We start from the raw sequence: 23,682 nt of genomic DNA, 5'->3' as shown, positions 1-23,682 counted from the left end.
CGTCAGAGCGATAATGACGTGCTGCGGCGTCATGAAATACGCCGCTCCATCAATTGTGAAGTGAATAAGCTGGGCCTCTAAAAACGGGACTGTAGACTTTACCGCCTCAGTCCCTCCTTGAGCGACAGCATTTGCCCCCGCAACCCCTGCCACTGTTTTCCCGGTGCCGCTCATACCAATGTGCCACCCTTGTTAGAACCGCGTGTATTGCGACGATGCCGACGATAGCCGTCATAGCGCTGAACATAGGCACGGCCCCCAATCACCACCAAAGCGACGTAGTGCAGAACCTCTTGTGCCAGCGTGTAAAATGGCACGGGGAGGATAAGGTGGGTCACATCCAAGGTGCAGGCGAGAATAAACACCAAGCACAACCATGCATGGACTATCCCACCTTTGCCGCGCTCTTGCAACCTGCCTGCAAGCTCGATAAACAGGCCTGCCGCGAAGATATTCAGGATGATGTTGACCGAAGCCGGGTCTTTATCCCCGGTGACGATATATGCGAGGAAGCCGCCCCAAAATGGGATTTGGGACAGCAGAGCAGCGACGGACCAAGAGTAGTTTTCATGATGCAGCAGCCACCATAAGAACGCGGCGAAGGCTGCCAGCATTGCCGTATGCTCAAAGCCCCACATTTACCGACCGCCGCCGCCGCGCGTGGAAATCTCACCAGATACTTGCTCTGGCCAGTTATCGTATAGCTCTTCCATGGCTTCCGCATGTAGCACTTGAACCTTTCCGTGGACCTTCATGGCTGCATTGGCCGCCCGGTCGCGCCCGTTCTTCGCGTTGATCTTCTGCACCTCCCTGAGGTCGCGCTTGATCTGGCCAAGTCCGTCCTGAATTGCCTTAATGTGGTCTAGCTCTGTCATCTTCTTTTCTTCCATCTTGAGTTACTGGTTTGATGATTGCTGTAAGGTCCATGGTTAGCGCAGTTCGCAAGCGTAGGTTTGGCCACTTGTGTAATCGGGGAACGTGGACGTGAAATTGGCGTAAGTGTCACCGCTTGTTGTCTGCCAGTCAGTAATCGCAAAAGGCGATCCATCAATGACCAGTTCCGAGAACTGCGAAAGCGTAGCGACATTATCACCAACAAATCTTAGCCTGAATGTGCTGTTCGCGGCGTCTGATAGCTGATTTTCCAACGTGATACCATCAATAGGTTCGTTTGAAATCGAGCCCGCACCGCTTCCAAATATTGAATAACCAACAGTACCGGTTGCAGGCACGTCCTGACCAGCCGTCATACTCCAAGTCGCACCTCCACCACCTTGGCTCGCCGCAGCGTGCGCCAACAGCGCTCTATTGAATAAAACGCCCATCAGCCGAACTCCGTGCCTACAGCTAGGATATTAGACGCCCCATATCGGGTAAAGGTGAACACCATAGCCCTTGTACCGGACGCAGGCTGCGTACCCCCCGCATTTACCCAACTGGGCGAATTGGGTAGAGTGAAGTTGATCGTTTGGGAATTGGGCTGGTTCACGATTACCGAGACTTCCTCCGTCACGATCAATGCGGACAGATCCACGGTTAGCGTACCAGTCAACGCGCCGCCCGTGAAATTCAGGCCGTTGCCATTCGCGCGGTCCCAGACTTCGGTCCCCGAGGTAGCCGAGGACACATGATACTGCGTATAGTGTCCGATATCAGCGCCTGCGTTGCTGGACGTATCGCCGGGGGTTCCATCCCGCAAGGAGCCGTTCTGCGCACGGAACAGTTCAAGCTTCGCCGCAGCACCCGCGCCCCCGCCCACTGCGCGAGGCTCCAGCACTAGCCCGCGAACCGGGTTTGCATCACTGCCCAGCGTACCGGCAGTTGTCGGCACGAGGTTGTTCCCGCTCTCCGACCAGTTGGTCAGGCCAGAGCCGCCCCCATCCAGCGCCGACAGGTCCACCGTCAGATCGCCGCCTACCGACCGGGTGAGCGTCAGAATGTTGGTGCTGCTGCTGAACGAAACGCTGGTCACAACCCCGTCGCTCGATCCGCCACCGCCGACAGCATAGCTCTGAACGCCGACATACTTACCGAGGAAGTCAACCCACAGGAATTCCGTGATCTGGAACGCCCCGCCGCCGATCCGGGTGCTGCCAACGCAAAGCGGGCTGTTCACCACGTCGATGTATGTGCCGGCATCCGAACTGAGAGAGGCCAGCCAGAAACGCTGCGCTTCCATTTTCTCGACGGTCAAGGTGCAGTCGTACCCGGCAGTATTGACGTAATACAGGCAGTCTTGTTGCGGGGTGAAGTTGTGTGCACCCGTGGGCAGGCGGATAGTGGAATCAACACCAACGGGATATTCGCCGGAATATGAGGCGGCAGCACGAAGCAGAGAGGCCATCGCCCGCGGATCAGGCTCAAGCGCGACATTCACGATATCACCGTTGCGCATCTGATGGCTGTTGTTCACATCCTGAGCCGCGCCATATGGCCCCTCAGGCCCGCCGGTGCTGATGAACTCGACAGGTACGCCGCGCAGCTCATCGTCGGCATTCCGGTTGTTGGCAGCGTGGACGCGGACTTGGAGCCTCTTTTCTCCGGTTCCAGCGTCATAGTAGACGCGCTTCACCCAAACCGACCCCTCAAGGCTATTCGATGTTCCATCCAGATCGAGGGTGGTCACATAAGACCAAGCGCCATTGATGGGGTCAGTGGCTGAGTGGATCTCGATATTGCGGTTTCTGCTGTTCTTGATGCACATATACCACGTGCCATCCTCGGCCTGCATGAGGTCAGGTTCAAGCATCGGCGTCGTGCTTGCCCCAACATTCATGGCAATCGGCGGGCCGACGACCATGGCCTGCGCGCCGGGTGTGCTGGTGAGGCTCAACACTTCGCAAATATGAGGTCGCATTGTCACCGGAGTGCCGTTTGTGGGCTCATCAGGCAGCTGCGTTTCGAGGCTGGCCGTCATCCACACCTTGTCGCCGATGTTGTGGAATCTCGGCCCCCAGATAACACCAACAGGCTGCGCGGCACCCGGGATCGTGGTTCCTCGGACGCCCCCGTACTGGTTGCTGCCCTGGATCTGACAGTTGATGATTTCAGGCTCACCAAGCCCGTTCGTGAAGTAGAACGAGAAGTCATAAGGCTCCCCGTCGCCAGCCGTCACCGGAACCATAAATTGGCCTTCCTGCCGGGACCAAAACGGCTGCGCATCGCGCCCGCCGGTCTTGGCCCCGCCAGCCCCGCGCGGGATCGGAAATTGGTTCAGGCGCCGCATGATGCTGCTGTCCCGACCAATGAAAAGCTGCTGTTCCGTCTCGTCTTGGTTCTTGAAGAATGTCCCCAAGAAAAGGTTGTCCGGGAAATCTCCGACGCGCCGCAGACCGTCCACGCCGAAGCCCCAAAACGCACTCTCAAGGTCTGTCGCCGTGGCGTCGACGGTATAACCCTGCCCATAGCAGAACACCTGCTGACCGTCGCGCAAGTCGCCGCGCTGGATCGCGCCGCGCAGCTTGTAGATATCGGAGAACTCTGGGCCAATCTCGAACGCCTTGACACCGCCGATGGTGGTCAGATCGGGATCGGCTTCGGACGCATCGGTCACAATGTACCGGGTGTTTTCCGTCTCAGCGCTGAGAATTGTCCCGACCGGGTAGCTGGCTGTCGCGTCTGCGCGCAAATCGGTCCCGTTGGCGAATGTCTTGATATCGCCTGCGCCGCCGGTTCCATCCGGAAGGGTCACAGTCGCAAGGTTGCCGGTCAGTTCCACGTCGCCGCCGATCAGGTCAATCGCGGTTGCGGTGCCCAGCGGATTGCCGTCACTGCGGATTGCAACACCCTGAACCGCCGAGGTGCTGAGAGCGCTTGCCGGGGCGCGGGAGATATCGCCATCAACCTCGACCAGCACGGTGTTTCCCGGGCCAAGAGTATCGACCTGTGGGAGTTCGTTCGCGTTTTTCTGCGGTGTTCTTGTCATGCTCTATCCCTCAGCGAAGCTCGGACCAGTTTGTGAAGCCGCCGGTCGTCCGGTAGAAATGACCCGGCGGAATGGTTGCGGCGGCAGCGGTCTCGAAAGAACCTGGCGCGCCAAGGGTCGCGATGGTTACCCATGTCGATCCGTCAGTTGAAACCTGCGCAAGCCCGCTGGTAGATCCGTGGACCATCCACTGGATCGGGCGGCCGGTAGCGTTCTGGTAGGAGGTGTTGGCGGTTCGCGACCCGGTCAGGTTCTGCCATGTCTGCCCAACCCCCAGGGCCTTGCCGTCCACCTGCGTTTCTACGAAAGCCTTGACCGACTGCTGGCTGGGCGCGGAGGTCGCGCTGTCGCTGGCCATATCGTCCTCATCGAGAAAGCCCCTCGTGGCCACAGCACCAAGGCCGAGGGTGGTGCGGGCCGCCGCCGCGTCAGACGCCGCAATGAGCGACTTCCCGTAGGCCGTTACCGCGTTCCAAAGCCCGGTAAGGTTCGCAATCGCTGCCTGCACGTTGGTCGCGCTGTTCCCGGTGATCGGGGTGAACTTCACCAGCCCCGCGCCGGTCTCGTCTGTGGTGGTGACGTGCCAGTTATCCGACGGGAACCCCGGCAAGCTGGTGTTGGTGTCAGGATCGCGGATATCCAGCTTCAAAACCTTGTCCGTGAACACAGCAGTGAAGTTGCCCGCGCTATCCGCGTCCAGAGGCGGAGGGACCACAACCGTTCCAGCCTTGTCCGAATAGACCGTCAGAGGGGAAACCGTGCCCTCCTTGTAGAAATACGCCATTGCGCCGGGTACAATGTTGCCATTGCCGTCCAGCGCACGGGGCATCAAAACCCTGTTCGCCATGGTGTTCGCCTTTATGTGGGGAATTATCCGGGCCGCTCTGGACTGGCGGCCTGTTCGTGATTAGGTTGTGAAGATGGACGATTTCGACGCCATCGCGGCCTTTGTGGCCACCATCCTCATCATCGCGTTTATTTCGGTGAGCCGGAGGATTGACTTCAATGAGGCTACGAAAGGCAAAGCGGGCTGGCGTGTAAACCTCGCCTTCTGGTCGATGATAGCCGCCGCTCTCTCCGGCCTACTTTTCGGCATGGGCCACCCCCTCTGGGGGGATGTTCTTGTCAGTATCGGAGGCGGCTTTGCTGCCCTTGCGGTAGCATTTCTAGTAGACTTCCTGCTGCGCTTTCTGCGACGGGGATAGCACCGGAAACTGCCGCCCCGGCAGGCAGTGAGAGTGGGATATTCTGCGGAACCTGACCCGCCATAGCGCTCTTGAGAGCATCGGCACCGCGCATCGCTGTCCGGTCGGCCGCAGACTTCGCCGCCGCCCCAGCAGCCATGATTGGGATCGTGGCCCCGCCAGTCTGGATGCCCCCGAAGATGTGAAGGGCCATCATCAGGCCGTTCCCATTGGGCGACAGCTTGCCGACACGGCGCAAGGCGTTTTCGGACGCCGACCCATGCACAAACTTGCGCATCATATCGACCTCATCAGCGCTAAACCAACGGGCCTTATTGGGGTTGTTGATGATCGAAGTGACCGCCTGACGGTATTTGTTCAGGATGTTACCGCCAGATCCGGTTGAGGCCGTCTGATCGGCGGCCTTGCTGAAGGCATCGTCCAGAAGTTGGAATTTTGCATACCGGGAGTTAGCAGCGCGGGCCAGACCCATCAGGTCGCTTGCCCCTGCCCGTTCGTCAATCAGATCATCAAGACTACGGATCGCATCAAGGATCTGCGGCTGATCTTTCGCCGACCCATACCGACGCCACATATTCTGCCGGATATCATCCAGCTGGGAGAGCGTTGTGGGTTTGCCCTGGCGGCGCTCCAGAACCCGGAGAACCGCGCGGGAGGCATTATCAACCTCCTCAACATAGTTGCCGCTGTCAAACACGTCTGAAACGTTCTGGTAGAGGCGCTGCATGTCATCGCCACTGAAGGTCTCGCCGGACTGATCGACCGCACGATAGGCGGCATTCTTCGCGGATTTGAGCGTCTGGATCGTGGGTTTTTCCTGTGATCGCTGAAACACCCGCGAAACGCCCTTTGGGATGCCGGTCAGACCGTCGACCACCTTGGGTGCGGCACCGCCAACAGCACCGCCAAACAATGCTGTAATGCCCCCCTGCTTTGCGCGTTGCTGGAAGCTTTCCTCACCCTCAGCGAACCCGTAGATCGCCCCCGAAAGCGCGCCAAGTGCGGCACCAGCCCCAGCCCGGCCCAACTTCGACTGCATCATTTGCAGCAGCTTTGCGCCCCCAAGACCGGGCAGGAGTGCCGGCGCAATCTCGGAGGCAAAAGAAAGAACAGGGTTTTCCTCCCGGAACTGCTCTTGGTTCTGGCGGTAAAAATCCCGGCGGTCCTCATAGCGGCCGCGACCCAGAGCCGCGTCGAATGCAGCCGCCGCCTCATCCCCGACGATGCCAAGGGTGGCGCTTTCTCCCACCGCGTTCAGCGCTGTTCCCAGCTTCTCGCCGGGGGTCATAACCCCGTTATCCAGCCCGACCACGTTGTCAATCACGGTGGTGAACAATGTCGGGTCACCTTGCACAACGTCGTTCAGATCGACGCCACCCGGCTGGCTACCCATGCCGGGATTTTGACCAGCCGGGGAAGTGCGCAAGAGGCCCATCAGATCCGTACCAAAAGGGTCCGATTGCGGTTCTGGCACTGCGGGCGCGGGCTGTGTCGCATATTTCGCCCATGGCCCAGATGAAGCCTGTGGTGCGGCAGACTGCGGTGCCTGCGGCTGTGTTCGGTATTTCTCCCAAGGACCGGCCATTATTCCACCTTCACCCAATTGTCAGGATTGCCCGGATCGCCGCCTTTGAAGCGATATCCATCCTCGGTAACGCCCGGTTGTGGCGCCTGAAGCCCGCCAGATTGTGGTTCCGGCTGTTGCGGGGCCACACCCTGCTCGCCCATCCGGTCAACATAGGCTGCGCCGGGTCCAGAACCGGCACGGATACCGGCAATGGCGTTCGCCCGGTTGCGCCGCTTTTGCTCGATTACCTGGGGGCTGTCGCCCGGAATAGGGAAATACTGGATTTCGGCGTTCTCAAATTCCTGCGGGGAGATGACCGCGCCACTTTCACGGCGCAACAGCGCATTGATGAAGTCCCGCCGCGCCTGATCGAACTGCTGAAACTCCTCGGTGCGCATATAGTTGCCAAGGCCGAGAGGAATTGCATCGGTATTCTGCTGCAGGAACTCAAGCCCCTGATTTTCCAGCTGGTCAAGTGTCCTGCCCGCGTCGTTCATGCGGATCAGGAACCCGGTGTTTTTCCCCTGATCAACGTTCATTTTCGGCATGTCACCGCCGCTCTGGCCGCCGCCGTATTGCACGGTGGTCCCGTCAGCCGTGGTAACGCTGAACCCTTGCCCTTTCTTAGCCTGCGCATACTGGATCCGGTCGAGAGGCTGGCGACCTGCGGCCCGTTCCTCTGCGGCATAGCGCCCGTATTCGTCAGCAGGCTTCGGCGGCGCGTTCAGTTCCTGAACGGATTTCAGCTTGTCCAGAACATCGCCATACATCGCGGCAACTGTCGGGAACTCGTCAAGGCTCTGCAATGGCTCCTCCCCAACGGTGCCCAGAAGCTGGTTCAGGCCGTTCAGATCCCCGCGCTGATAGAACTGCATGCCCTGCGCTATACCCTGCTCCACCCGCGCGGCCTCTGCTGCCCGCTCCTGTGCGCCAAGGGACGCGGCATAGGCTTCGGCCTCTCGGCCCATTGCAATCCGGCGCTGCTCCATCATCTGCGCGCGTGACTGCATGTTCTGCTGTGCGCTCTGCATCTGGACCGCCTGCATCGGGTCAAGCTGGGCCAGTGCATTCAGCGCCTGCGGCTGACCGGCGGCAATATCCGCGCCCTGCGTCTGGAACAGGTTGCGGAGAGCGTTCTGCCCCTGCACCTGGTTGGTCTGCTGTGCTGCTGCCGATGACCGGGCCAGCGCGTTCACGATATCCGGCTGTTGGGCCATCAGGGGCAAGCGGGTGTCGAGTTGTGCCATGTGCTGTCCTCAGGTAAATTTGAGCTTGGCGCGCGGTGTCACCTGCGTCAGGAAATTGCGCGGGTCGATCTGCTGCATTTGCGGAGGCTGTGGGGGTTGCTGCTGGGCCAGCACGTTCATCGGAGCGGATTGCGGCCCCATGGGAGCAGAGAGCGCATTCTGCGGGGGTGCCACTGGCGCAGATCCGTGGTTATGGCCGTCTCCGGGGAAATGACCGGCAGGCATTCCTGCTGCTTCGACCGCCCACGCAGGCAAAGAGCTTCGGGAATAGTCCGCGCCCCACGCCCTCGAAGGCCCAACATCGAAATGAAGAGAGTTGTCATAGACCCCGATGCCTCGAAACCCAGCGCCCCTTGCGTCTTTGATGAGCGCGATCCTGTCCTCCCGCGGCATGCCGGAAACGTCCACATCGAATGCGTTGCCGTGCGTGTGCTGGGATCGTTTTGCCCCGCCGACACGGGCGTTGTGCGCGGGATCACGGTAGGCAGAGTTTACCCCCAGATCTCCATATTTGGAGGTCAGGCGATCCCATGCCGCCAGCGCGTCGGAACTCATGTTATCGCGATAGCTCATAGCTTACCCCCAGAACCCGCCAGAGGCCCAAGGTGCGGAGAGGATGTTGGCCGGCTGAGCGCTGCCATTACCGCCGCTGGTCTGGTTCTGATAGTTCCAGATGCCAACGCCTTGATTGATGCCGTTCGAAAGCGCGTTACCCATACCGATGGCACCTGCCGCTTGTGCATTTCCGATGCCAGCCAGGGCATTCCCGGCCCCGGAGGCATAGTTTGCCCCAGCGTTCGCCATATTGGCAGCGGCGGCCTGACCTTGCGCCGCTTGGTCTGTCAGGCGGTTGAGAAAATCGCTGTAGAAGCTGCCTGCGAGAGCGTTCCCGCGCTCCTGCTGTGCCTTGATGGTCGCGCCGCTTTTGAGCATCCCCATGCTGGCCGCACTGCCGTCAATTTGATCCCGCGCGGTCTGGAGGACGTATTGCTGATAAGGGGTGGCTTCAAAGCCGCCGTATTCGGTCCCGCCAGTCGGGTTCGCCTTGGCGTAGGCGTCAGCCGCAGCCCGGTCACCGAATGTCTGTTCCCCGACGCGGTATCGGGTCACATCGCGCGGGCCGTAGTCACGCACCTGCTCGGTGTACTGGTCGGCCCACCCGGCGTTGTGCACGACGTCCTTCATGGAGCCGTCGCCATAGACCTGATCGGTGAACTCAACGACCCGCTGAGGGTCCCCGCCGATCATCGGACGATCTCCGCCCAATAGCTCGAAATCCCGAACCTTCCGGTAGTTCAGCCCGCTGTCATAGAACGGCTGAAATCGCTCTTGGGTCTCATCGTAAATGCGGCCTTCAAGCTCAAGCTGGCTGTTTGCTGCCCGCTCCTGTGCTTTCGCTGCCTTGCGCGATGAGGACGCGCCCAGAAGGGCCGACCCACCGCCGATTGCTGCTGCTGGTCCTGGCATCAGTTCATTTCCTTCCAGAGTTCTTCGGGGGTCTCGGCATACATCCGGTAGATTTCAGGGCCGATCTGAGCCGCCCAGTCATCACCGCCAACAATCCACGCGATGTTGTGAAAAACGCCGTAAATCGCTGCGCGCAGCATGTAGGCCTTTGCCACGTCGTTCCGGTCGCCGCGCTCCAGCACATTGGCCGCGCGCCATTGCAGATACATATTGAGCATGGCCGGGCGCAGAATATGTGCGTGGTCCGCAAAGAAGGGGGTGTATTCCTTGCCGAACGCCAGCCATGACAACAGCGCGTTGTGGTTCGCGCACTTGCCCTCGTCCTCCAGATCGTCCCACTCTTGGGTCGCGTGCCAGAGGTGTTCGGCGAAATCGACGGCGGCAGCATCACCCTTGAACCAGCGCGCGAAATGATCCTCAAGCGTCATGGCTGCTGCGCCTCCAGCGCCTCGACCTTCGCTTGCAGCTCTCGGATCGCCTGCGCCATCTTTTCAAGAGTGATCTGCGTTTCCATCGTGCTGTGCCCGTCCGGCTTGACCAGCGGGACGTTTGCCTGTGGTGTCTCAACGTTGATCATGCCAGCTCAATCTCCCCAATCGCCTCAAGCGTGATATCCGTGTCGTCGCTGATGGTGATTTCAAAGTTGGCGTTGCGGAACTGCCCCAGAGAGCGCCAGCGCACCACCTTGTCGTATTCGCCCGCGCGGCCCATCGACCGCACCTTGTCCCGCGACCACGTTTTGCCGCGGTCCTTTGACACCCGCAGAGAAACCTTGCTGTCAGTGCTGACTGTGACGTCATCTCCGGTTGCCAGCGCGGTGTAGCCGTCTGTCGCCATCATGTACCCACCGCCGATATGCAGCCCCGGTGAGCGCTGCGCCGTCAGTGTGGAATTGCCAACCGCCCCGATCAGCGTGAGGCGAGGCACCCGGAACCGGTTGCCGTTGTTGCGGATCGTGCGAGATACGGCCTTACCGATCAGCGGCTGCCCGTCATCGCTCGGAACTCGATCAAGGCTGAACACCCGGCCAAAGGCGGACCCGACGAAATCAGCGCCAAATGCCTGCACCGAATGCGTGGCCGACCACGGCGTCAGGCTTCCGCCCTCGGCGCGCTCATGCCATTCGTCCATGGCGAGGTCATAAACCCACGCCTCCCGGTCAGCGAAGCGGATGACACAGAACTTGTGGCCCTCGTCCTGATAGTAGAGGCAGTGCGTGGCGTCCTTCTGCTCCAGCGCTGTCTCAACGCCGCGCGTCGAAACCGGACGCATGGACCCGCCGGAAACCAGATAGGCGATCCCATCGTTGCCGACAAAGAAAGCGCCGTTCGGAAACTTGATAAACAGACCAAACCGCAGCAGGCCGGTGTCCATGTCGCCGCCGCTCATGGGGGCGAGGAAGTTCTCGCCGCCGGTCTGATACCAGCGCTCAATAGACTGCTCTTTGAAGATCCAGTAGATGCCCTGGATCACGGCCCCGCGAATGATGTTGTCGTCCGTGCTTTCTGCCGTCGCAAAGCTCAACCCGTCGAATGTCTCCGGCTCGGTCACGTCGGACCAGCCGAAGCGCCGGCCATCCAGTTCCGTGATCACAGTTCGTTGGCCAAGAAACTCAACAGAGCCAACGTCGGAGAATGCCCCTGTATCGGGCTGCGTCAGCGTCTCACCGTCCCAGACGTAGTAATCCCCACCGGCCGACACGACAGCAGACCCATTGTTGCCGGAAATCGACACATCCCCGTCAGCCGAAACCTGCCCCAGCTCTGAAACCGTGCCGTTGCCGTCAATGCAGGACAGATCCGCGCCGGATACCGCAAACACCTTGCCCGCTTCCTGCTCCATCGCCCGGAGTGGCGCCGATGCCAGATCAACAAAGGGCTCCATTCCGGGAACACGCTTGAGGATGGGCTTATCGCCCGCCTTTTCGCGGTAGATGTTGATCAGCCGCGCCGGATCCGCCTGCTGATTGTCGCCGTCCTGTCGGCTGCGCCCGATCCACTCAACGCGCATCAGAAATACTGCGCCCGCTTATCAGCTTCGATTTCGCCATCAGACACCACATTGTCGTTGTCCAAATCTCTCCGGTCGTCCCGGTCGTCAGAGATCAACGCCGCGCGAAACCGCCCCACCGCGCGGGAGCGAGGCATGGCCTGAACCCCAAAGTGCGCCGCGACCTCTGAGGCGAGCAGAAAGGCAAGCGGTAGAAACGCGGTTTCCGGCGTCTCATCTAGGCCCCAAGAAATCGTAATGTCTTGGCTGTTCTGAAGCTCAGCGAAGACGCCATCAAGAACCTGATCGGCATAGAGCTGATCGACTGCTTCCGGCTCCTCATCGGACGAAACAACTCCGATGTGATGCAGGGCCATGTTGACGACTTCACGACGCGTTTTTGCCATCTGCCTTCGCCCCTCGCTTCACTTCAACCACGTCAGGCCAAGCCAGCATTTTTGCTGCCAGACTTTCGCAGTCGATGGTCACGGGCTTATTGCGGGGGAAATCCACGCCGCGCACCGTCACGCAATCCAGTTCACCAGTGTATTTGAGTTTCATCGGCTTACCTCCTGAACTTGTAAAAGGGGCCAGCTGCCCAGCCCCTCAAAAAGTTCAGGTTATGCGTCGGCCACAGCGGCAAAGAAGCCGGTGACAACCCCGTGATCCTTGAGGTCGTCAAGGTCATCAGCGCCAGAGCCGAACAGCATTTTTTCAAAGCCGCCCATCTCCATGATCGCGCAGCCCTTTTTACGCTTGTAGTCGAAATACTCTTCTTCCGACTTCCAGCGCTGCGCCACGCCGTAACCGACCGCCTGAGCGCCGCAGAAGTATACGGGCCCAACGTCAATACCAGCGGCACCGACACCAGACAGGACTTCAATGTCCTCGATCTCCTTGAAGATCATGCCGTCCCACTCGATATCGCCACCCTTGAACAGTTTTTCATTCTGCATACGCAGGGAGACGTCGCGTTGGGCCTGGGTAATGACTGGGTCTGCCTTCAGGTCGCGGAACACCAGGGAGGGCACATAGACGGTGTAGTAGTACCGGCCAGAGCTTTCAGACATAACGGGGCGGATCTTGGGGCTTGCCGTCCGCGCCATGCGCTTCATCAGAGACGCAGCGGCAGCGGTAAGCTTGTCGTTGGTACCATCAACATTCAGCAGGGACGCGGAGTGGTCGTTGCCGGAGTTGTTGGACTTTGCAGCCCCGAACAGAACACGGTCAGCGTTGTCGGTAAGCCAAGCGTCTTTCTGGGCTTCGGATGCGGCGCTATAGGCGACACCGTTGATCGAGCCAAGAGCGGTAATGATCCGATCACGCGTGTTCTCCATCGACCACGTCTTGAGGGACATTTTTGCGGCCTTGCGGAGGTCGATAGCGCTGATCTGGTTGTCCCATGCCGAAGAACGGACGCCGTGGGCGCGCTCTCGGATGGTCAGCTTGAAAGAGCGGCTGTCCAGATCTTCCTCATTACCTTCAAGCGTTGCGCCATTCTCAACACCTGCGCCGGTCAGGCGGTTGACCAGTGCGTAGGTGATGCTTTCACCTTTTTTCTTGGTCAGATCTTCCTTGACCTGGATGATGGCATTCTCGCTAGTGCCCATTTCAGGCGCGAAGCGGTTCTGCTGGACGTGTTCAACGAAGAACTTATCGTCCCACTGCTGGACCGTGAGGCCAGTTGCTGCGGTTGTTTCAGCCATTTTTCAATTTCCTGTGATTGTGGCGGTCAGGAGCCGATCACCTTGTCCAAAGGTGTTGGCCCGCCCCATGCTGTCGCTTTGGGGCCGCCGCCTGTGCCGGTTACATTGGCCATAGAGGGGGCAGCTTGCGCCGCCTTCTCCTGGGCCTGCTTCGTCACCAATTCTGCCTCGATCTTTGCCCGGATCTCTTTCTCCAGCTTTTCACGGTAAGCGGCGGGATCATTCCCAACCTCTTGCGCGACCTGCTGTTGCTGATGCCACTTGACCATGGCGCCCCAGGGGGAGCGTTCGGCCAAAATCGCCTGATGAAGTGCCGGATTGGTACCGGCCTGCGCTTTGAACGCAGCGAGGGCGGCGTCGACCGTCTCATCGCCGTGCTGTTGGCGTGTCATCTCTTCTGAGAAATTGAGTTTGACCTCTTGGGCCATCCCCTGCACCTGCTGCTGCATGTACCCCATGCCTTCCGGGTCGATAAACTCGGGCGGCTTGGGCTGCGGCGCAGGAGGCTGTTGCTGCTGTTGAAGCTTCAGTTCACGCAATTGCGCGCGAAGGTCTGACACCACTGAAACTGGCACCATTTCAGGTGCATCAGCTTTGGCGGGTTCAGGCTCCGTCACCGGTGCTGGTTCAGGCGTGGCCGCCTCTACAGCCTCCGGGGCTTCGGGTGTAGCCTCAGGGGTAACTTCCGGGGTTTGTGGCGCATCGCCTTGCGGCTGCTCGCCATTGAGGATCTGCTCAAGGTCAGACATTGGAGTTCACCTATCGTTGTGAGTTACGAAACGCCCGTATCGTCGGCGGCACGGATCGCCCTTATCGCTGGCGGCGCGGATCGCCCGGTTCACCCCGGCGGCGGGTTAAGCAAATCGCGGCGTCTGAGCCTCAATCTGCAATCTCTGAGCGTTCGCCATGTTCTCGGCGACCTCGCTCTGCGTTTTCTCAACCTCTGCCTGCTCCTGCGGTGAGGGCTGCGCGCTCTGAAGCGCCTCCAAGAGCTTCTCTTTCTTCTTCGCGGGCAGGACGGGGTCAGCCTCGATCAGAACCGCAGGCGGCAGTGTCGGGCCGTACTTCATCAAGGCTTCGAAGATCTCACCCTCAAGGGTCACGCGGTCTGGCACTTCCTCAATGAGGATATCAACATCCAGCTCTTCAACGTTGTTCTCGATGGCGACGGGTTGCTGCAAACGCGGATCGCCGGGGTAAAGCCGCAGCTGCATAGCGATGGCCTGCGCTTCCTCCGGCGCGGCCTGTCCAAGCTGTTCCTCAAGGGTCACGGGGCGATTGAGGCCAACGAAGCGCGCGCCGTATTCCTCATCGGTGACACGGACCCACTTTTCTTCTGTCCAAAACTGCTTAATCCGCATCCAGATGTGGCGGTAAACCTCGCGGGTGAAGCGGTGCAACTTGTCGCTGAGGCTGGCCAGTTCGATCATGCCGCCTTGCTGCCGCGCCAGCACCGCCCGGCCGCTCTGGCTTTCCCCGGTCTCACCGGCAAGAGCGGCGTTCGCGCCCAAGAGGTCGATTTCGTTCTTGGCATCCTCGAACATACCCATCTGGGCCGAAATCTGGTCGTTCGTGGGCATGAGTTCGAAAGGCTTGATGCCAACACGCGCGGCCTCCTCGAAGGCCTCAACGTTCACTTCGATATGGCCATCAAAGTTGGCCAGCTCGCGCTTCATGTCGCTAACGCTGTCAACAGCCCCCTTAACGCCCATCGTCTGCCGAGAATTGATGCCATGCAGGGCCTTTGACCGGCGCTTGTTGATCTCATCTTGCGGGTCGAACATGTCACGCACGATGCCGTAGCGCTCATTGTCTCGCCCGACATAGGCCGCCTGCATGATCAGGGGGCAAACGCTCCCCCCGTCCTCATCGGTGTAAGGGCTTTCTCCGCTGTCCAGCTTCTCCCCGGAGACGAACTTGCACCAGTGCCAAACCTCCCCTTGGCGATACCACATCAAAACAACCCGGATACGCTTGCGGGTGGCGTCAACCCAAGCCCGCTTGGGGCGGTCATCGTGGGTGTCTGACGTTCCGAGACCCTGATCAGCGTAGAGGCCCTGAACAAGCTCCTTCCTGTCCGGGTACTCCGCGAGAAAATCGGCCTCGTCCATCCAAATCACCGCGCCTTTGTAGCGGGCATCGGAGAAATCAGACTTTCGGGAGTGCGGATCGTAAAACAGGCGGTCCCATGGGTATTGGTTAATGACAACCTCAACCTCGCCCTTTCGGTTTTGCTTGTGAACAACCTCGGCAGCACCGTAGCCCTCAACAAGGAAGTTGTCGTAGACCTCAGACCGCGTGTAATCCCAATCCTGATTGTCGCACACGTAACGGATTGCGTCGGTTGCCGCCTCTGCGCCCTCTTGGTGCTGCGGGCTGCGGGGGAAGGCCTTTGGGTCCGTGCGCTGCTTGACCTCCAAGCCTTTCAGCCACTCAACCTTGCGGCGGATGCGGTTGTACTTTACCGGCGGCTGGCCACGCTTCTTGAGGGCGGAAATCTCCTCCGCAGAAAGCTGGTTGCCGTCGACATAATCACGCGCACGTTCTGCCTCCGTGCGGGCTGAGCTGGTCGCGCTTTCGTATGCCTCGAACCACTGTTCTAGGGTCGAGAGTTCTACGCTGTTTTCCAATTCTCTTCCCCTTGATCGGAACCGAAGTACCGGCGGCGGCCCTGGCTCTGGGATTGATCGTCGCGGCGGGGCACTGGGCGCCGAACCGGCATCTGGTAGTGGATCAAATAACCGCCCGCGTCGTTCAGGTGGTCATGACCGGTTGTCTTGTCCGGGACGCCGTTTGCGTCATATGCCTGCTGCTCCTGAGCCTCAGCAAAGCGCGGCGCGGCAGTATCGTTCACCTTGAGGCGGCCCTTCGTGTACCCGGTGTTGACCGCGAGGATACGGTCCTTGACTGGCGGGTTTTTAGGCTTGGACCGGACCTTGAAACCGGCGGTGCGCAAAAGGGTCAGATCCGAACGGCTGGCATCAACGGTTTTGCGACTGTCTCCGCTGTTGTCAGGGTAGATCGTGATCGGGTGGTCTCCGAACTTCTCGCCCAGAACCTCGATAAGGTGCGGCGTGTCAACCAACCCCTGCAATTCCCCTACCACGTGCCAGGCATCGCCACGCGGAACGGTGATGACCGACGCCATGTTGTTGACGTTGAAGTCTTGGCCGATGTGCAGAGGCTCCTTCGGCTTGATCACCTCGGCGCTGCGGCACTCCTGCCTGTCGTAGTTTCGATAAACCGTGCCGCTGGTCAGGTTGACGAAATCGCCCATCAAATAGGCGCTGATCAGCTCCTGGGGGTAATCCTCCAAAAGCGTCGGAATGTAGTCAGGCGGGAGGTAAGCCTCGTTTTCGTAAGTGCTGGCCTGCACCATTGAATAGTTGCTCTTTGGCTCCCGCTTGAAGCTGTCGTAAACCCAGCGGAACCCCTCTGGCGTTGTAGTCACGCCGATGCCGTTTACGACCCCGGGAAGAACCAAGCGCATCCGGGCAATGATCTTGCGCCATGCCGCCTGCGCCTTGTCCTGCGCCAGAATGTCGATCTCATCCACCAGCGCGCGGGCGATCTTGAAGCCAACGATCCCCGCCGGATCGTCCATAGATCGGCAAATCACCACGCCGTAGTAAACCTTGCCTCGGTATAAATGCGCTTCCTTGTCTGCCCGCTTGACCACAACGCGGAAGCCCAGCAGCTCGGCGGCTTCTTCCAGGGTGGGCCAGAAAGTATCCCGAATGTCCCTGTACGTTGGGGCGAAGTACCCTTGCGCTGTTCCGGGGTTCTCGCCCGCAAACATCAGCAGGTCGAGACAGCCCACAAACGTTTTTCCGCTGCCAAATCCACCAACGTAAGCGCGGAACTTAGTGTTGAGGCCGCGAAGAAAAACCCCCTGTGGGTTACTCAGGTTTAGTGACACGGACCTTGCCGACCGGATCAGCCACGTTGATGTTGAAAACCATCGGCGGGGCTTCTGGGTCTTCGCCCCGCCCGGATCCTTCCAGCATCCCTAAGTGACGGGCTATCTTTTCAAGTGCGGAAAGCTTGTCGTGCATCTTGAGCTTGACCCCCTGAGCAGTCAGGGAGACCTCAGAAATGGCGGCGGCAGTCTCATTGTCAACCTCAGTGCTGGGCTTAAGCTCGACCGGGTACAGTGCCGGATTGCCCTCATCGTCAATTGAACCGTCTGGCGCGCTACCCCACGCAACCGCCTTGCGAATGTCCGCAAAGCCGATCCGCGCGAGTTCCTGCAATACGCGGTCTTGGGTGATTTCTGTCCTGTCCGAACGCTTCGATTGGGCATCTTTGAGCGCTTTCGCGATTTCAGGTTTTCTTAGGTTTTCATGACCAACCGAATGCGCGGTCTTGGCGCTGTATCCAGCACGGATGGCAGCCTGCGTAGCATTCAGGTCAACGAGGTATTCCTCAACAAAGCGCTTCTGCTTAGGTGTCAGTTTCGCGTTATCGCCGCTCATAGGGGCAACCCCGCTAATATTGTTGATTTATGGATATAGAAACGCGCCCAAGCGGGTATTCACCACCGGGCGCAATGTTCTATTTGTGATATTCTAAGCCCCGTCGCCCCACATTCAGCATCGTAATGAAAGCTCTCGCTTCCCCGCACATGCTGTTGACGCCTTTGCGCATGATGGGTTCTGGCCGGTGACGGGGAGTGCCGGAGAAAGGAGTGGTGCGGGACGTGTGTTGAGCGCGGGCCGGTCGCTACTCCGGCTGGCGAGGGGCTTCGTCCTCTTAACTCGCCGTAATCGTGTCCCTGCGTGTCTGCTTTCCACGCCGCCGCGCTCAGGTGGTGCCCCGGCCCTTTGGATTGGTTTGCAGGTGATCAATCCCGCCTTATCCCCGGTCCCCCAAAGGTGGTAGCCGTAGCCCCAGAACACCGCCAGAGAGCGGCTGTGCGGGTCTTTCCCCGCCTGTCAGCCCTGCGCTGGACCTGCGAAAGGGGCGCGACCCCAATATGCTCTGAATTGCAGTAGCACCCAAGGCCGCTGGGGCTTTGGGTTGCGCTCGCACCTACCGTCTCACCGGGTCTGGCGGTCACCGGCTGGGCCGGATGCAGAAAATATACCACCCGAAGTGTCACCCGGCAACCCTTTGCACAAGCCCTTGCGTATCTTCACCAGATACACGCCGGTCGCCAAATGTCATTTCATACCAAACCCGACCTGCCTCAACCTTTTTCACATCCACAAAGAAGCCCTTGAACGGGCCTCCGATCAGCTTGGCCGGCTCCCCCGCGCACGGCATGAATGCGCGGATGCGCTCAAGCTCTTGCCGCTCCTGTTCAGTCGGCAGGCCCATTGCTTGATCAACGTCGTCTTGCGTCAACCGTACAGGCTTGTCAGCTATCGAGAACACGCCAGACACGATTCGGCGCTGACGCATAACGTCCCAATGGGGTTCGTAACTGAAATTGGCATAGATGATGCGGGCTATCATCGGCGACACGAATTCCCGGTCTTGGCCATTCACCTTGCGGAACTTGGATACCTCCGGGTAAACGACTTGCACCCCCGCGCCATCAAAGACACGCTCTAGCACCTCCTTGGTGTGGGCCTCTTTCTGCGGGGCGGTGATTAGGGCATGCCATACGGGTTCGCAGGGCTTTCCTACGATGCCGCGTGACGACCGGAACGGCCACGGGTCGCCTTCTTTCAGGTCCAGCGTCATTGCTTTCCCCCTGCCTGCTTCTTGCGCAGAGAAATGCCCGAGCTGATGGTGGTCGCGCTCCTGCCGCCAAACACCTGCGAAATGACGCGGTGCGGGATATTGTGACCCTCGGCAAGTTCCTGCCAGCACTCGCGGCGCAGGATAGACACCCGGTTGTTGTTGCTGCCGTTGACGGGATCCCGGCCCAGGAATAGCTTCACCGGGATGCGGCGATCTTTGGCAAACTGTGAAGCGATCCGCCGGGCCTTCCTTGCGGCCTCTTGGCGTTCGCGGGGGTTGAGGAACCGCTTGTGCGTGAGCTTCTTCGGAGCCTTCTCCACCGGCGCGACCCCCTGCCAGCTCTTGTGCATGGCGATGTTTTCAGCACGGGCGAGTTCGATCATTCTCTGATAAGACATTGATTTACCTCCTAAAATGGGATTTCGTCGTCATCAATGTTGTGCGAAGAACCGCTTTGGCTGCCGTACCCGTGAGGCTCCTGATCCCTGCGCGGCTCGGAGTACCTGTTGGGTTCGCCGTAGCCGCCACCACTTCCCTGGCCGCCTTCGTTGCGGCCATCAAGCATGGTCAGCGTGCCGCCGATGCCCTGCAAGACCACCTCGGTTGAATAGCGGTCCTGTCCGCTCTGGTCCTGCCATTTGCGCGTCTGCAGCTGGCCCTCGATATAGACCTTGGAGCCTTTGCGCAGGTACTGCTCGGCCACGCGGACCAGACCTTCGGAGAAAATACAAACCGAGTGCCATTCTGTCTTTTCGCGGCGTTCGCCCGTGTTGCGGTCTTTCCACGTCTCAGAAGTGGCGATCCGCAGGTTGCAGACCTTGCCGCCGTTCTGAAGGCTGCGCACTTCGGGATCACGGCCCAAATGCCCAATCAACTGGACCTTGTTCAAACTGCCTGCCATCAGTGGGACTCCAATTTTGCTTTGTGTTTCAGGACGCCTGAAAGGATCGTGGTGTGATGCCGCCCAAAGTGCTGCCCGATCTGTTCATAGCTGTAACCTCGGTCGTGAAGCTCCGCCCAGATCTTGCGACGGGGGGCCTTGAAGTGATCGAAACGCGATGGGCCGCGAAGCTCACTCGGCAAGACCTTGTGTGCCATCGCCACTGTTTCTGTGACTTGCTCCATAAGGCTCGATGGGGTGGCAACGGAACCGGGCCTCATCCGGTCATGCAGCCCAGCGGTGTAAGCGTCCTGACGGATCTTTTCCACCAGCTCTGCGCGCTCTTTGGCGTGGCGCAGCTCCATTTCAATAAGGCTCTCGGCGGTCATTCTGCGGCCTCCCTGAATAGCGCCTGTTCAGGGTCGCCAACCATGCAATCCCCCTTCAACGCGATATCAACGGCTGCTTTCCTGTCTTCTGGCGATTGTCGGGGAAACATCTCATCGACCATTGCCTGAATGCGCGCCCGCTCATCATCGGTTGGCGGGCGCCTTACCGGCTCAGGATCTGGTTCAGGCTGGGAAAGCGCCGCGATCATATGGCGGCGCGGGCTGGACTTTGCCTTGCACAGGCGCTCAATCTCATCCCAAGACGGGAACCATTTCCAAGTTTGCTGCAGAAGCGCATAGCGCACCACATCGGCTGGGAATTGTGCCAAGCGAGACGAATACGCAGTGAGCTGAAGTTCTGCAGCGATACCGTCAGTTCCGCGCCCAGCCGTAAGAACCGAAAGCTCCGCCAACCAGCGCTCGATCTGCGGAATGGGGGCTGGTGTCTGGAACTTCTTCAGATCTTCGATTGCGGCCTCTCGCTGTGCCGTGGTTCCGTGAATGCGGCAGCCTACTGCAACCTCATAACCGGGGAGGTACTCTCCATTGGGTCCGGTTGGATAACGGCCCTCAAATTTGACCTCCAAATTGACGCCGTGCGACAGCGCCCGCGAGACCGCCGCCTTGTCCATGTCTGCCGGGGTATGCTTGGCCAGCCATACGGCGATTTCGGATGAATTTTGGGGCGACGTCGCGACATCTGTTCCGCCAAGCTTGGAACCATCCGCGTTTCGTTTTCCGGCTTTTGACGGTGTTAAGCTCTGTCCAATAGGTTCTAAAGTCATCTGCGATTTCCTCAATGTCGGCGTCGGTCAGGTTCAGCTCGCGGGCGAATTCGCGATATTCGTCGTCAGGCACCCACTCCTCCGGCAGTCGATAAGTCTTCGGCTTCTTCGGTTTTTCAGGCTGGGGAGCTACAAGGGGTAATGACGGTTCAATGATGGTTATTGACGGTTTGGGTGCATCTGGTGCGGGGGTAGAGGTGCATTTCATGCGGGGGGGTGGCGCATCTGGTGCGGGGTGCATTTCATGCGGGGGTGCATCTGGTGCGGGGGTCGGACGCACGAAATAGAGGTTCGACCCGTTGCGGCCGGCACCCGGAATTATCTCGACGTAACCCTGCAGTTGGAGCTTTCTGATGTTCGTCTGAACTGCCCGCTCTCCAAGCCCTGTGCGCTGGCACAGGCGGGCAATTGACGGATAGCAGCGGCCCTCATCGTCGGCATGATCGGCAAGAGCGAGCATGATAAGACGCTCGGTTGCACCAAGTGTTTCGCTTTCGAACACGGCGGACATGACCCGGATGCTCATGTGATCTCACCTCGGTATTCCACGCCAATCACCGCGAGAGCCTCAGCGACAGTCGATGCCACCGCCTTCTGCCCGCGCCATGTGGCGTGCCATTTCTGTTGATCAGGGGTCAGCTTGCGGGCGCTTGGCGGCTTGTTGCCGTCCTTCACCTCGATCAGGAAGCTTTGACCCCGAAAGCCGACGGCGAGGTCAGGAAAGCCCTCACCAGCCGCGTGTGTCGGCGTGACGGTTGCCCCAGCGGCGCGCAGGGCCGCGACGATCTCGCTTTGATTGGCGTCAACCTTGGCTGCGTAGCGTCTTGCCATCAGCTCTTCCTCTTGATGTAGGCCCAAACTCGGGCAGCGAGTGACTTTTTCGGGGGCTTTGACAGGACGGCGTGCGTGGCCTGATATGCGGCCTGCTGCGCGCTATGCTGGCCTCTGGTATCCCTGCGTGCCTTTGCTGCCTTGAGGGCTGTTAGAGCTGCGCTGCGCGAGTTCATCTCCACCCCGCCTCTATCTTCTCTGTTTTTGCGTTGAATGCGGGGTTGTGCAGATCTTCTGACCACTTCCCGTCGCGGCGCAGGTGGATGCGAAGTGCAAAGAGACAGGCCGATGACTTCTGACGGTCGATAGCTCTCAGGACGGGATCACTCATACCCGCCACCCCATGTGTGATCGGATACGCTCTGCGCGGATTGTGATGAGGTTAATCATTGCCGGCCTCACGCTCCTCGCGCATGGCAGCAGCAACTCTGTCCGAGAGAAGGCGAACCGAAATGGAGACGCAATTACTGCAAATGCAGGCGTCACCCGCTCCCTTGATCAGAAGCGCCCCGGTGCCATCCTGCGTGGAGCAAAAGCTGCAAGCGAGAACGCAGGCGGGGCCATGAGTTTCCGGCGGTGTTGCACCATCACTCTTACGATCATCCGCGCGAGAAGCCGCTTCCAGTGCGCGGGCCATTGCCTCTCTGGCCTTCTTGCGGAAGATCATTTAAGGGCCTGCGTGGCACAGAGGGCGTCCATGACTTTCGCCACAGTAGCCCGGCGGAGTTCACGCCCTGAGCGAAGATCACGAACAAGGTTCGGATCCTTCACGGCATCTTTGCCGAAAGCGGTTTCAGATACGCCGGCATCTCGGCAATGCGCCTCAATCTTCGCCAGCAGTTCGGGGTGCGGGATGTGGGTTTCTGTCTGCATGAGCAGAAATTAGGATATTTCCAAGGATCTTACAACTGGAAACTTCCTAATGGCGTACTTATGTGCTGTTAGGATAAACCCTTCAACATGGAGAGAGACGAACTCACAATGCTATTGGCCACGAATATACAGGCCCGCATGGCGCAGCGTGGCACGAACGCTGCACAGCTTGCGAAGGCCGCAGGCATGAACGCCACAGCAGTATACGACATACTCTCCGGGAAGAGCCGCAACCCACGCTTGGACACGATCCATAAAATCGCCCGCGAACTTGGGGTTACGGTTCAGCACTTGCTGCGAGAAAAGAGCGACGACAAGTTGCGGGATGATATATCCGCTGTCCTTGATAGCCTGCCTGATGAAGATCGTCGTCGCCTACTGGTTACGGCTCAGGCCTGGATCGCTCAGAAGTAAGCGCCAGAAGTAAAAGCTTCAGCAATTGCCCCTTATCAAGCTGGCTCAGGATTTTTTCCTGATCGCTCTGCGTGATTTCCCTGCATTTCATGTGGGTACTCTCTCTATTCTATCCCCCAGGCCAAGCTGGAACGCGCTCGGATCGCTCAACTATTTGTGAGCCTTCTATAGCTATCCCACACTCCTAGGTATCGCAGAACAGGATTTTTCCAAACTTTTCTCTTGCGATTTGGATTTTTCCTACTATGTTGGTTCTCAAGCAACGGGAGAGCCAACATGCAAGACCGCATTATCGCCTACAAAGGTTTCAACAGGGACTGGACCTGCCGAGAATTCCAATACGAGGTCGGCAAGACTTTCGAGAAAGACGGAGAGATTAAGGTTTGCGGAAACGGCTTCCACGCCTGCCTGCACCCTCTTGATGTGTTCAATTACTATCCCCCGGCATCCAGCAGATTCGCTCTTGTCGAAATGTCCGGGGATACGGACCAGAAGGAACATAGCGACACAAAGATAGCGTCCGCACGGATCGAAATCAAATCGGAGATCCAGATCAGCGAGATGATCAAGGCCGCTGTAAAGCATGTCTTTGACGCCGCTAAATGGATCAAGGGACATGCCGCAACAGGATACGGGGGCGCAGCATCCGCAACAGGCGACAGAGGCGCAGCATCCGCAACAGGCGACAGAGGCGCAGCATCCGCAACAGGATACGG

Annotated in this window: 28 protein-coding genes and 1 pseudogene; 2 read left to right on the top strand and 27 right to left on the bottom strand. The window is 59.2% G+C overall.

What is annotated here, in order from left to right; translation table 11 throughout:
- Positions 1 to 170: 170 nt before the first annotated feature.
- From VXL81_RS07405 to VXL81_RS07275, 27 genes and pseudogenes are all read right to left on the bottom strand, one after another.
- Positions 171 to 614 carry a hypothetical protein gene (locus VXL81_RS07405; protein ID WP_416553584.1) on the bottom strand — a complete coding sequence of 148 codons (444 nt, stop codon included), beginning with the start codon at positions 612 to 614 and terminating at the stop codon, positions 171 to 173.
- 24 nt (positions 615 to 638) lie between these two features.
- The gene (locus VXL81_RS07400; protein WP_416553582.1) at positions 639 to 890 is read right to left on the bottom strand and encodes a hypothetical protein; all 252 of its coding nucleotides are present in this window, start codon (positions 888 to 890) and stop codon (positions 639 to 641) included.
- A 39-nt stretch (positions 891 to 929) separates the two neighbouring features.
- Positions 930 to 1,325: a hypothetical protein gene (locus tag VXL81_RS07395; protein ID WP_416553580.1), complete on the bottom strand. Its 396-nt coding sequence runs from the start codon at positions 1,323 to 1,325 to the stop codon at positions 930 to 932.
- A complete protein-coding gene (locus tag VXL81_RS07390) occupies positions 1,325 to 3,925 on the bottom strand; it encodes a hypothetical protein (RefSeq protein WP_416553578.1) in 2,601 nt (866 codons plus the stop codon). The genes VXL81_RS07395 and VXL81_RS07390 overlap by 1 nt, the downstream gene beginning before the upstream one ends.
- A 10-nt stretch (positions 3,926 to 3,935) precedes the next feature.
- The gene (locus tag VXL81_RS07385; RefSeq protein ID WP_416553576.1) at positions 3,936 to 4,772 is read right to left on the bottom strand and encodes a hypothetical protein; all 837 of its coding nucleotides are present in this window, start codon (positions 4,770 to 4,772) and stop codon (positions 3,936 to 3,938) included.
- A 278-nt stretch (positions 4,773 to 5,050) separates the two neighbouring features.
- Positions 5,051 to 6,523 (bottom strand): hypothetical protein, encoded by a 1,473-nt coding sequence (locus VXL81_RS07380; RefSeq protein WP_416553574.1) that lies wholly within the window; start codon positions 6,521 to 6,523, stop codon positions 5,051 to 5,053.
- Positions 6,524 to 6,714: 191 nt separating this feature from the next.
- Positions 6,715 to 7,944 (bottom strand): hypothetical protein, encoded by a 1,230-nt coding sequence (locus tag VXL81_RS07375; protein ID WP_416553572.1) that lies wholly within the window; start codon positions 7,942 to 7,944, stop codon positions 6,715 to 6,717.
- A 9-nt stretch (positions 7,945 to 7,953) separates the two neighbouring features.
- Complete coding sequence (locus VXL81_RS07370) at positions 7,954 to 8,517, bottom strand: YcbK family protein (RefSeq protein WP_416553570.1); 564 nt, start codon at positions 8,515 to 8,517, stop codon at positions 7,954 to 7,956.
- Between the two features lie 3 nt (positions 8,518 to 8,520).
- Positions 8,521 to 9,411, bottom strand: coding sequence for a hypothetical protein (locus VXL81_RS07365; RefSeq protein WP_416553568.1), 891 nt, complete (start codon positions 9,409 to 9,411; stop codon positions 8,521 to 8,523).
- Positions 9,411 to 9,839, bottom strand: coding sequence for a hypothetical protein (locus VXL81_RS07360; RefSeq protein WP_416553566.1), 429 nt, complete (start codon positions 9,837 to 9,839; stop codon positions 9,411 to 9,413). Before VXL81_RS07360 ends, VXL81_RS07365 begins: the two co-directional genes overlap by 1 nt.
- Complete coding sequence (locus VXL81_RS07355; RefSeq protein WP_416551616.1) at positions 9,836 to 9,988, bottom strand: hypothetical protein; 153 nt, start codon at positions 9,986 to 9,988, stop codon at positions 9,836 to 9,838. The genes VXL81_RS07360 and VXL81_RS07355 overlap by 4 nt, the downstream gene beginning before the upstream one ends.
- Positions 9,985 to 11,421 (bottom strand): hypothetical protein, encoded by a 1,437-nt coding sequence (locus tag VXL81_RS07350; protein ID WP_416553564.1) that lies wholly within the window; start codon positions 11,419 to 11,421, stop codon positions 9,985 to 9,987. The genes VXL81_RS07355 and VXL81_RS07350 overlap by 4 nt, the downstream gene beginning before the upstream one ends.
- Positions 11,421 to 11,807, bottom strand: a complete 387-nt coding sequence (locus VXL81_RS07345; protein ID WP_416553562.1) for a hypothetical protein — start codon at positions 11,805 to 11,807, stop codon at positions 11,421 to 11,423. Before VXL81_RS07345 ends, VXL81_RS07350 begins: the two co-directional genes overlap by 1 nt.
- Positions 11,788 to 11,961 carry a hypothetical protein gene (locus VXL81_RS07340; protein WP_416553560.1) on the bottom strand — a complete coding sequence of 58 codons (174 nt, stop codon included), beginning with the start codon at positions 11,959 to 11,961 and terminating at the stop codon, positions 11,788 to 11,790. The genes VXL81_RS07345 and VXL81_RS07340 overlap by 20 nt, the downstream gene beginning before the upstream one ends.
- A gap of 59 nt (positions 11,962 to 12,020) precedes the next feature.
- Positions 12,021 to 13,106, bottom strand: a complete 1,086-nt coding sequence (locus VXL81_RS07335; RefSeq protein WP_416553558.1) for a DUF4043 family protein — start codon at positions 13,104 to 13,106, stop codon at positions 12,021 to 12,023.
- Between the two features lie 26 nt (positions 13,107 to 13,132).
- Positions 13,133 to 13,855 (bottom strand): hypothetical protein, encoded by a 723-nt coding sequence (locus VXL81_RS07330; RefSeq protein ID WP_416553556.1) that lies wholly within the window; start codon positions 13,853 to 13,855, stop codon positions 13,133 to 13,135.
- Between the two features lie 105 nt (positions 13,856 to 13,960).
- Positions 13,961 to 15,736, bottom strand: coding sequence for a hypothetical protein (locus tag VXL81_RS07325; protein ID WP_416553554.1), 1,776 nt, complete (start codon positions 15,734 to 15,736; stop codon positions 13,961 to 13,963).
- Positions 15,721 to 17,025 carry a terminase large subunit domain-containing protein gene (locus tag VXL81_RS07320; RefSeq protein WP_416553552.1) on the bottom strand — a complete coding sequence of 435 codons (1,305 nt, stop codon included), beginning with the start codon at positions 17,023 to 17,025 and terminating at the stop codon, positions 15,721 to 15,723. The genes VXL81_RS07325 and VXL81_RS07320 overlap by 16 nt, the downstream gene beginning before the upstream one ends.
- Complete coding sequence (locus tag VXL81_RS07315; RefSeq protein WP_416553550.1) at positions 17,006 to 17,581, bottom strand: terminase small subunit; 576 nt, start codon at positions 17,579 to 17,581, stop codon at positions 17,006 to 17,008. The genes VXL81_RS07320 and VXL81_RS07315 overlap by 20 nt, the downstream gene beginning before the upstream one ends.
- Positions 17,582 to 18,203: 622 nt before the next feature.
- Positions 18,204 to 18,794 carry a transcription termination/antitermination protein NusG gene (nusG, locus tag VXL81_RS07310; protein WP_416553548.1) on the bottom strand — a complete coding sequence of 197 codons (591 nt, stop codon included), beginning with the start codon at positions 18,792 to 18,794 and terminating at the stop codon, positions 18,204 to 18,206.
- The gene (locus VXL81_RS07305; RefSeq protein ID WP_416551634.1) at positions 18,791 to 19,192 is read right to left on the bottom strand and encodes a hypothetical protein; all 402 of its coding nucleotides are present in this window, start codon (positions 19,190 to 19,192) and stop codon (positions 18,791 to 18,793) included. Before VXL81_RS07305 ends, nusG begins: the two co-directional genes overlap by 4 nt.
- A gap of 11 nt (positions 19,193 to 19,203) precedes the next feature.
- Positions 19,204 to 19,695: a single-stranded DNA-binding protein gene (gene ssb / locus VXL81_RS07300; protein WP_416553546.1), complete on the bottom strand. Its 492-nt coding sequence runs from the start codon at positions 19,693 to 19,695 to the stop codon at positions 19,204 to 19,206.
- Complete coding sequence (locus VXL81_RS07295; RefSeq protein WP_416553544.1) at positions 19,695 to 20,063, bottom strand: helix-turn-helix domain-containing protein; 369 nt, start codon at positions 20,061 to 20,063, stop codon at positions 19,695 to 19,697. The genes ssb and VXL81_RS07295 overlap by 1 nt, the downstream gene beginning before the upstream one ends.
- On the bottom strand, positions 20,060 to 20,848 hold the full coding sequence (locus tag VXL81_RS07290; protein ID WP_416551642.1) for a hypothetical protein: 789 nt from the start codon (positions 20,846 to 20,848) through the stop codon (positions 20,060 to 20,062). Before VXL81_RS07290 ends, VXL81_RS07295 begins: the two co-directional genes overlap by 4 nt.
- 337 nt (positions 20,849 to 21,185) lie before the next feature.
- Positions 21,186 to 21,359, bottom strand: a pseudogene (locus VXL81_RS07285) (helix-turn-helix domain-containing protein); the annotation flags it as partial.
- Between the two features lie 11 nt (positions 21,360 to 21,370).
- Positions 21,371 to 21,679 (bottom strand): hypothetical protein, encoded by a 309-nt coding sequence (locus VXL81_RS07280; protein ID WP_416551644.1) that lies wholly within the window; start codon positions 21,677 to 21,679, stop codon positions 21,371 to 21,373.
- A 382-nt stretch (positions 21,680 to 22,061) separates the two neighbouring features.
- Complete coding sequence (locus VXL81_RS07275; RefSeq protein WP_416537037.1) at positions 22,062 to 22,316, bottom strand: ClpX C4-type zinc finger protein; 255 nt, start codon at positions 22,314 to 22,316, stop codon at positions 22,062 to 22,064.
- Positions 22,317 to 22,639: 323 nt separating this feature from the next.
- Between VXL81_RS07275 and VXL81_RS07270 the strand changes: the two genes are divergently transcribed.
- Both VXL81_RS07270 and VXL81_RS07265 read left to right on the top strand, forming a co-directional pair.
- Positions 22,640 to 22,966: a helix-turn-helix domain-containing protein gene (locus tag VXL81_RS07270; protein WP_102858277.1), complete on the top strand. Its 327-nt coding sequence runs from the start codon at positions 22,640 to 22,642 to the stop codon at positions 22,964 to 22,966.
- A 276-nt stretch (positions 22,967 to 23,242) separates the two neighbouring features.
- Positions 23,243 to 23,682 (top strand): hypothetical protein (locus VXL81_RS07265; RefSeq protein ID WP_416553542.1); only part of this gene is annotated, 440 nt, incomplete at its 3' end.

Origin of the sequence: Phaeobacter sp. JH204B (assembly GCF_048055755.1) — a bacterium.
In the GTDB taxonomy this organism is placed as follows: domain Bacteria; phylum Pseudomonadota; class Alphaproteobacteria; order Rhodobacterales; family Rhodobacteraceae; genus Phaeobacter; species Phaeobacter bryozoorum.
This window is presented reverse-complemented; position numbering and strand designations above follow the sequence as displayed.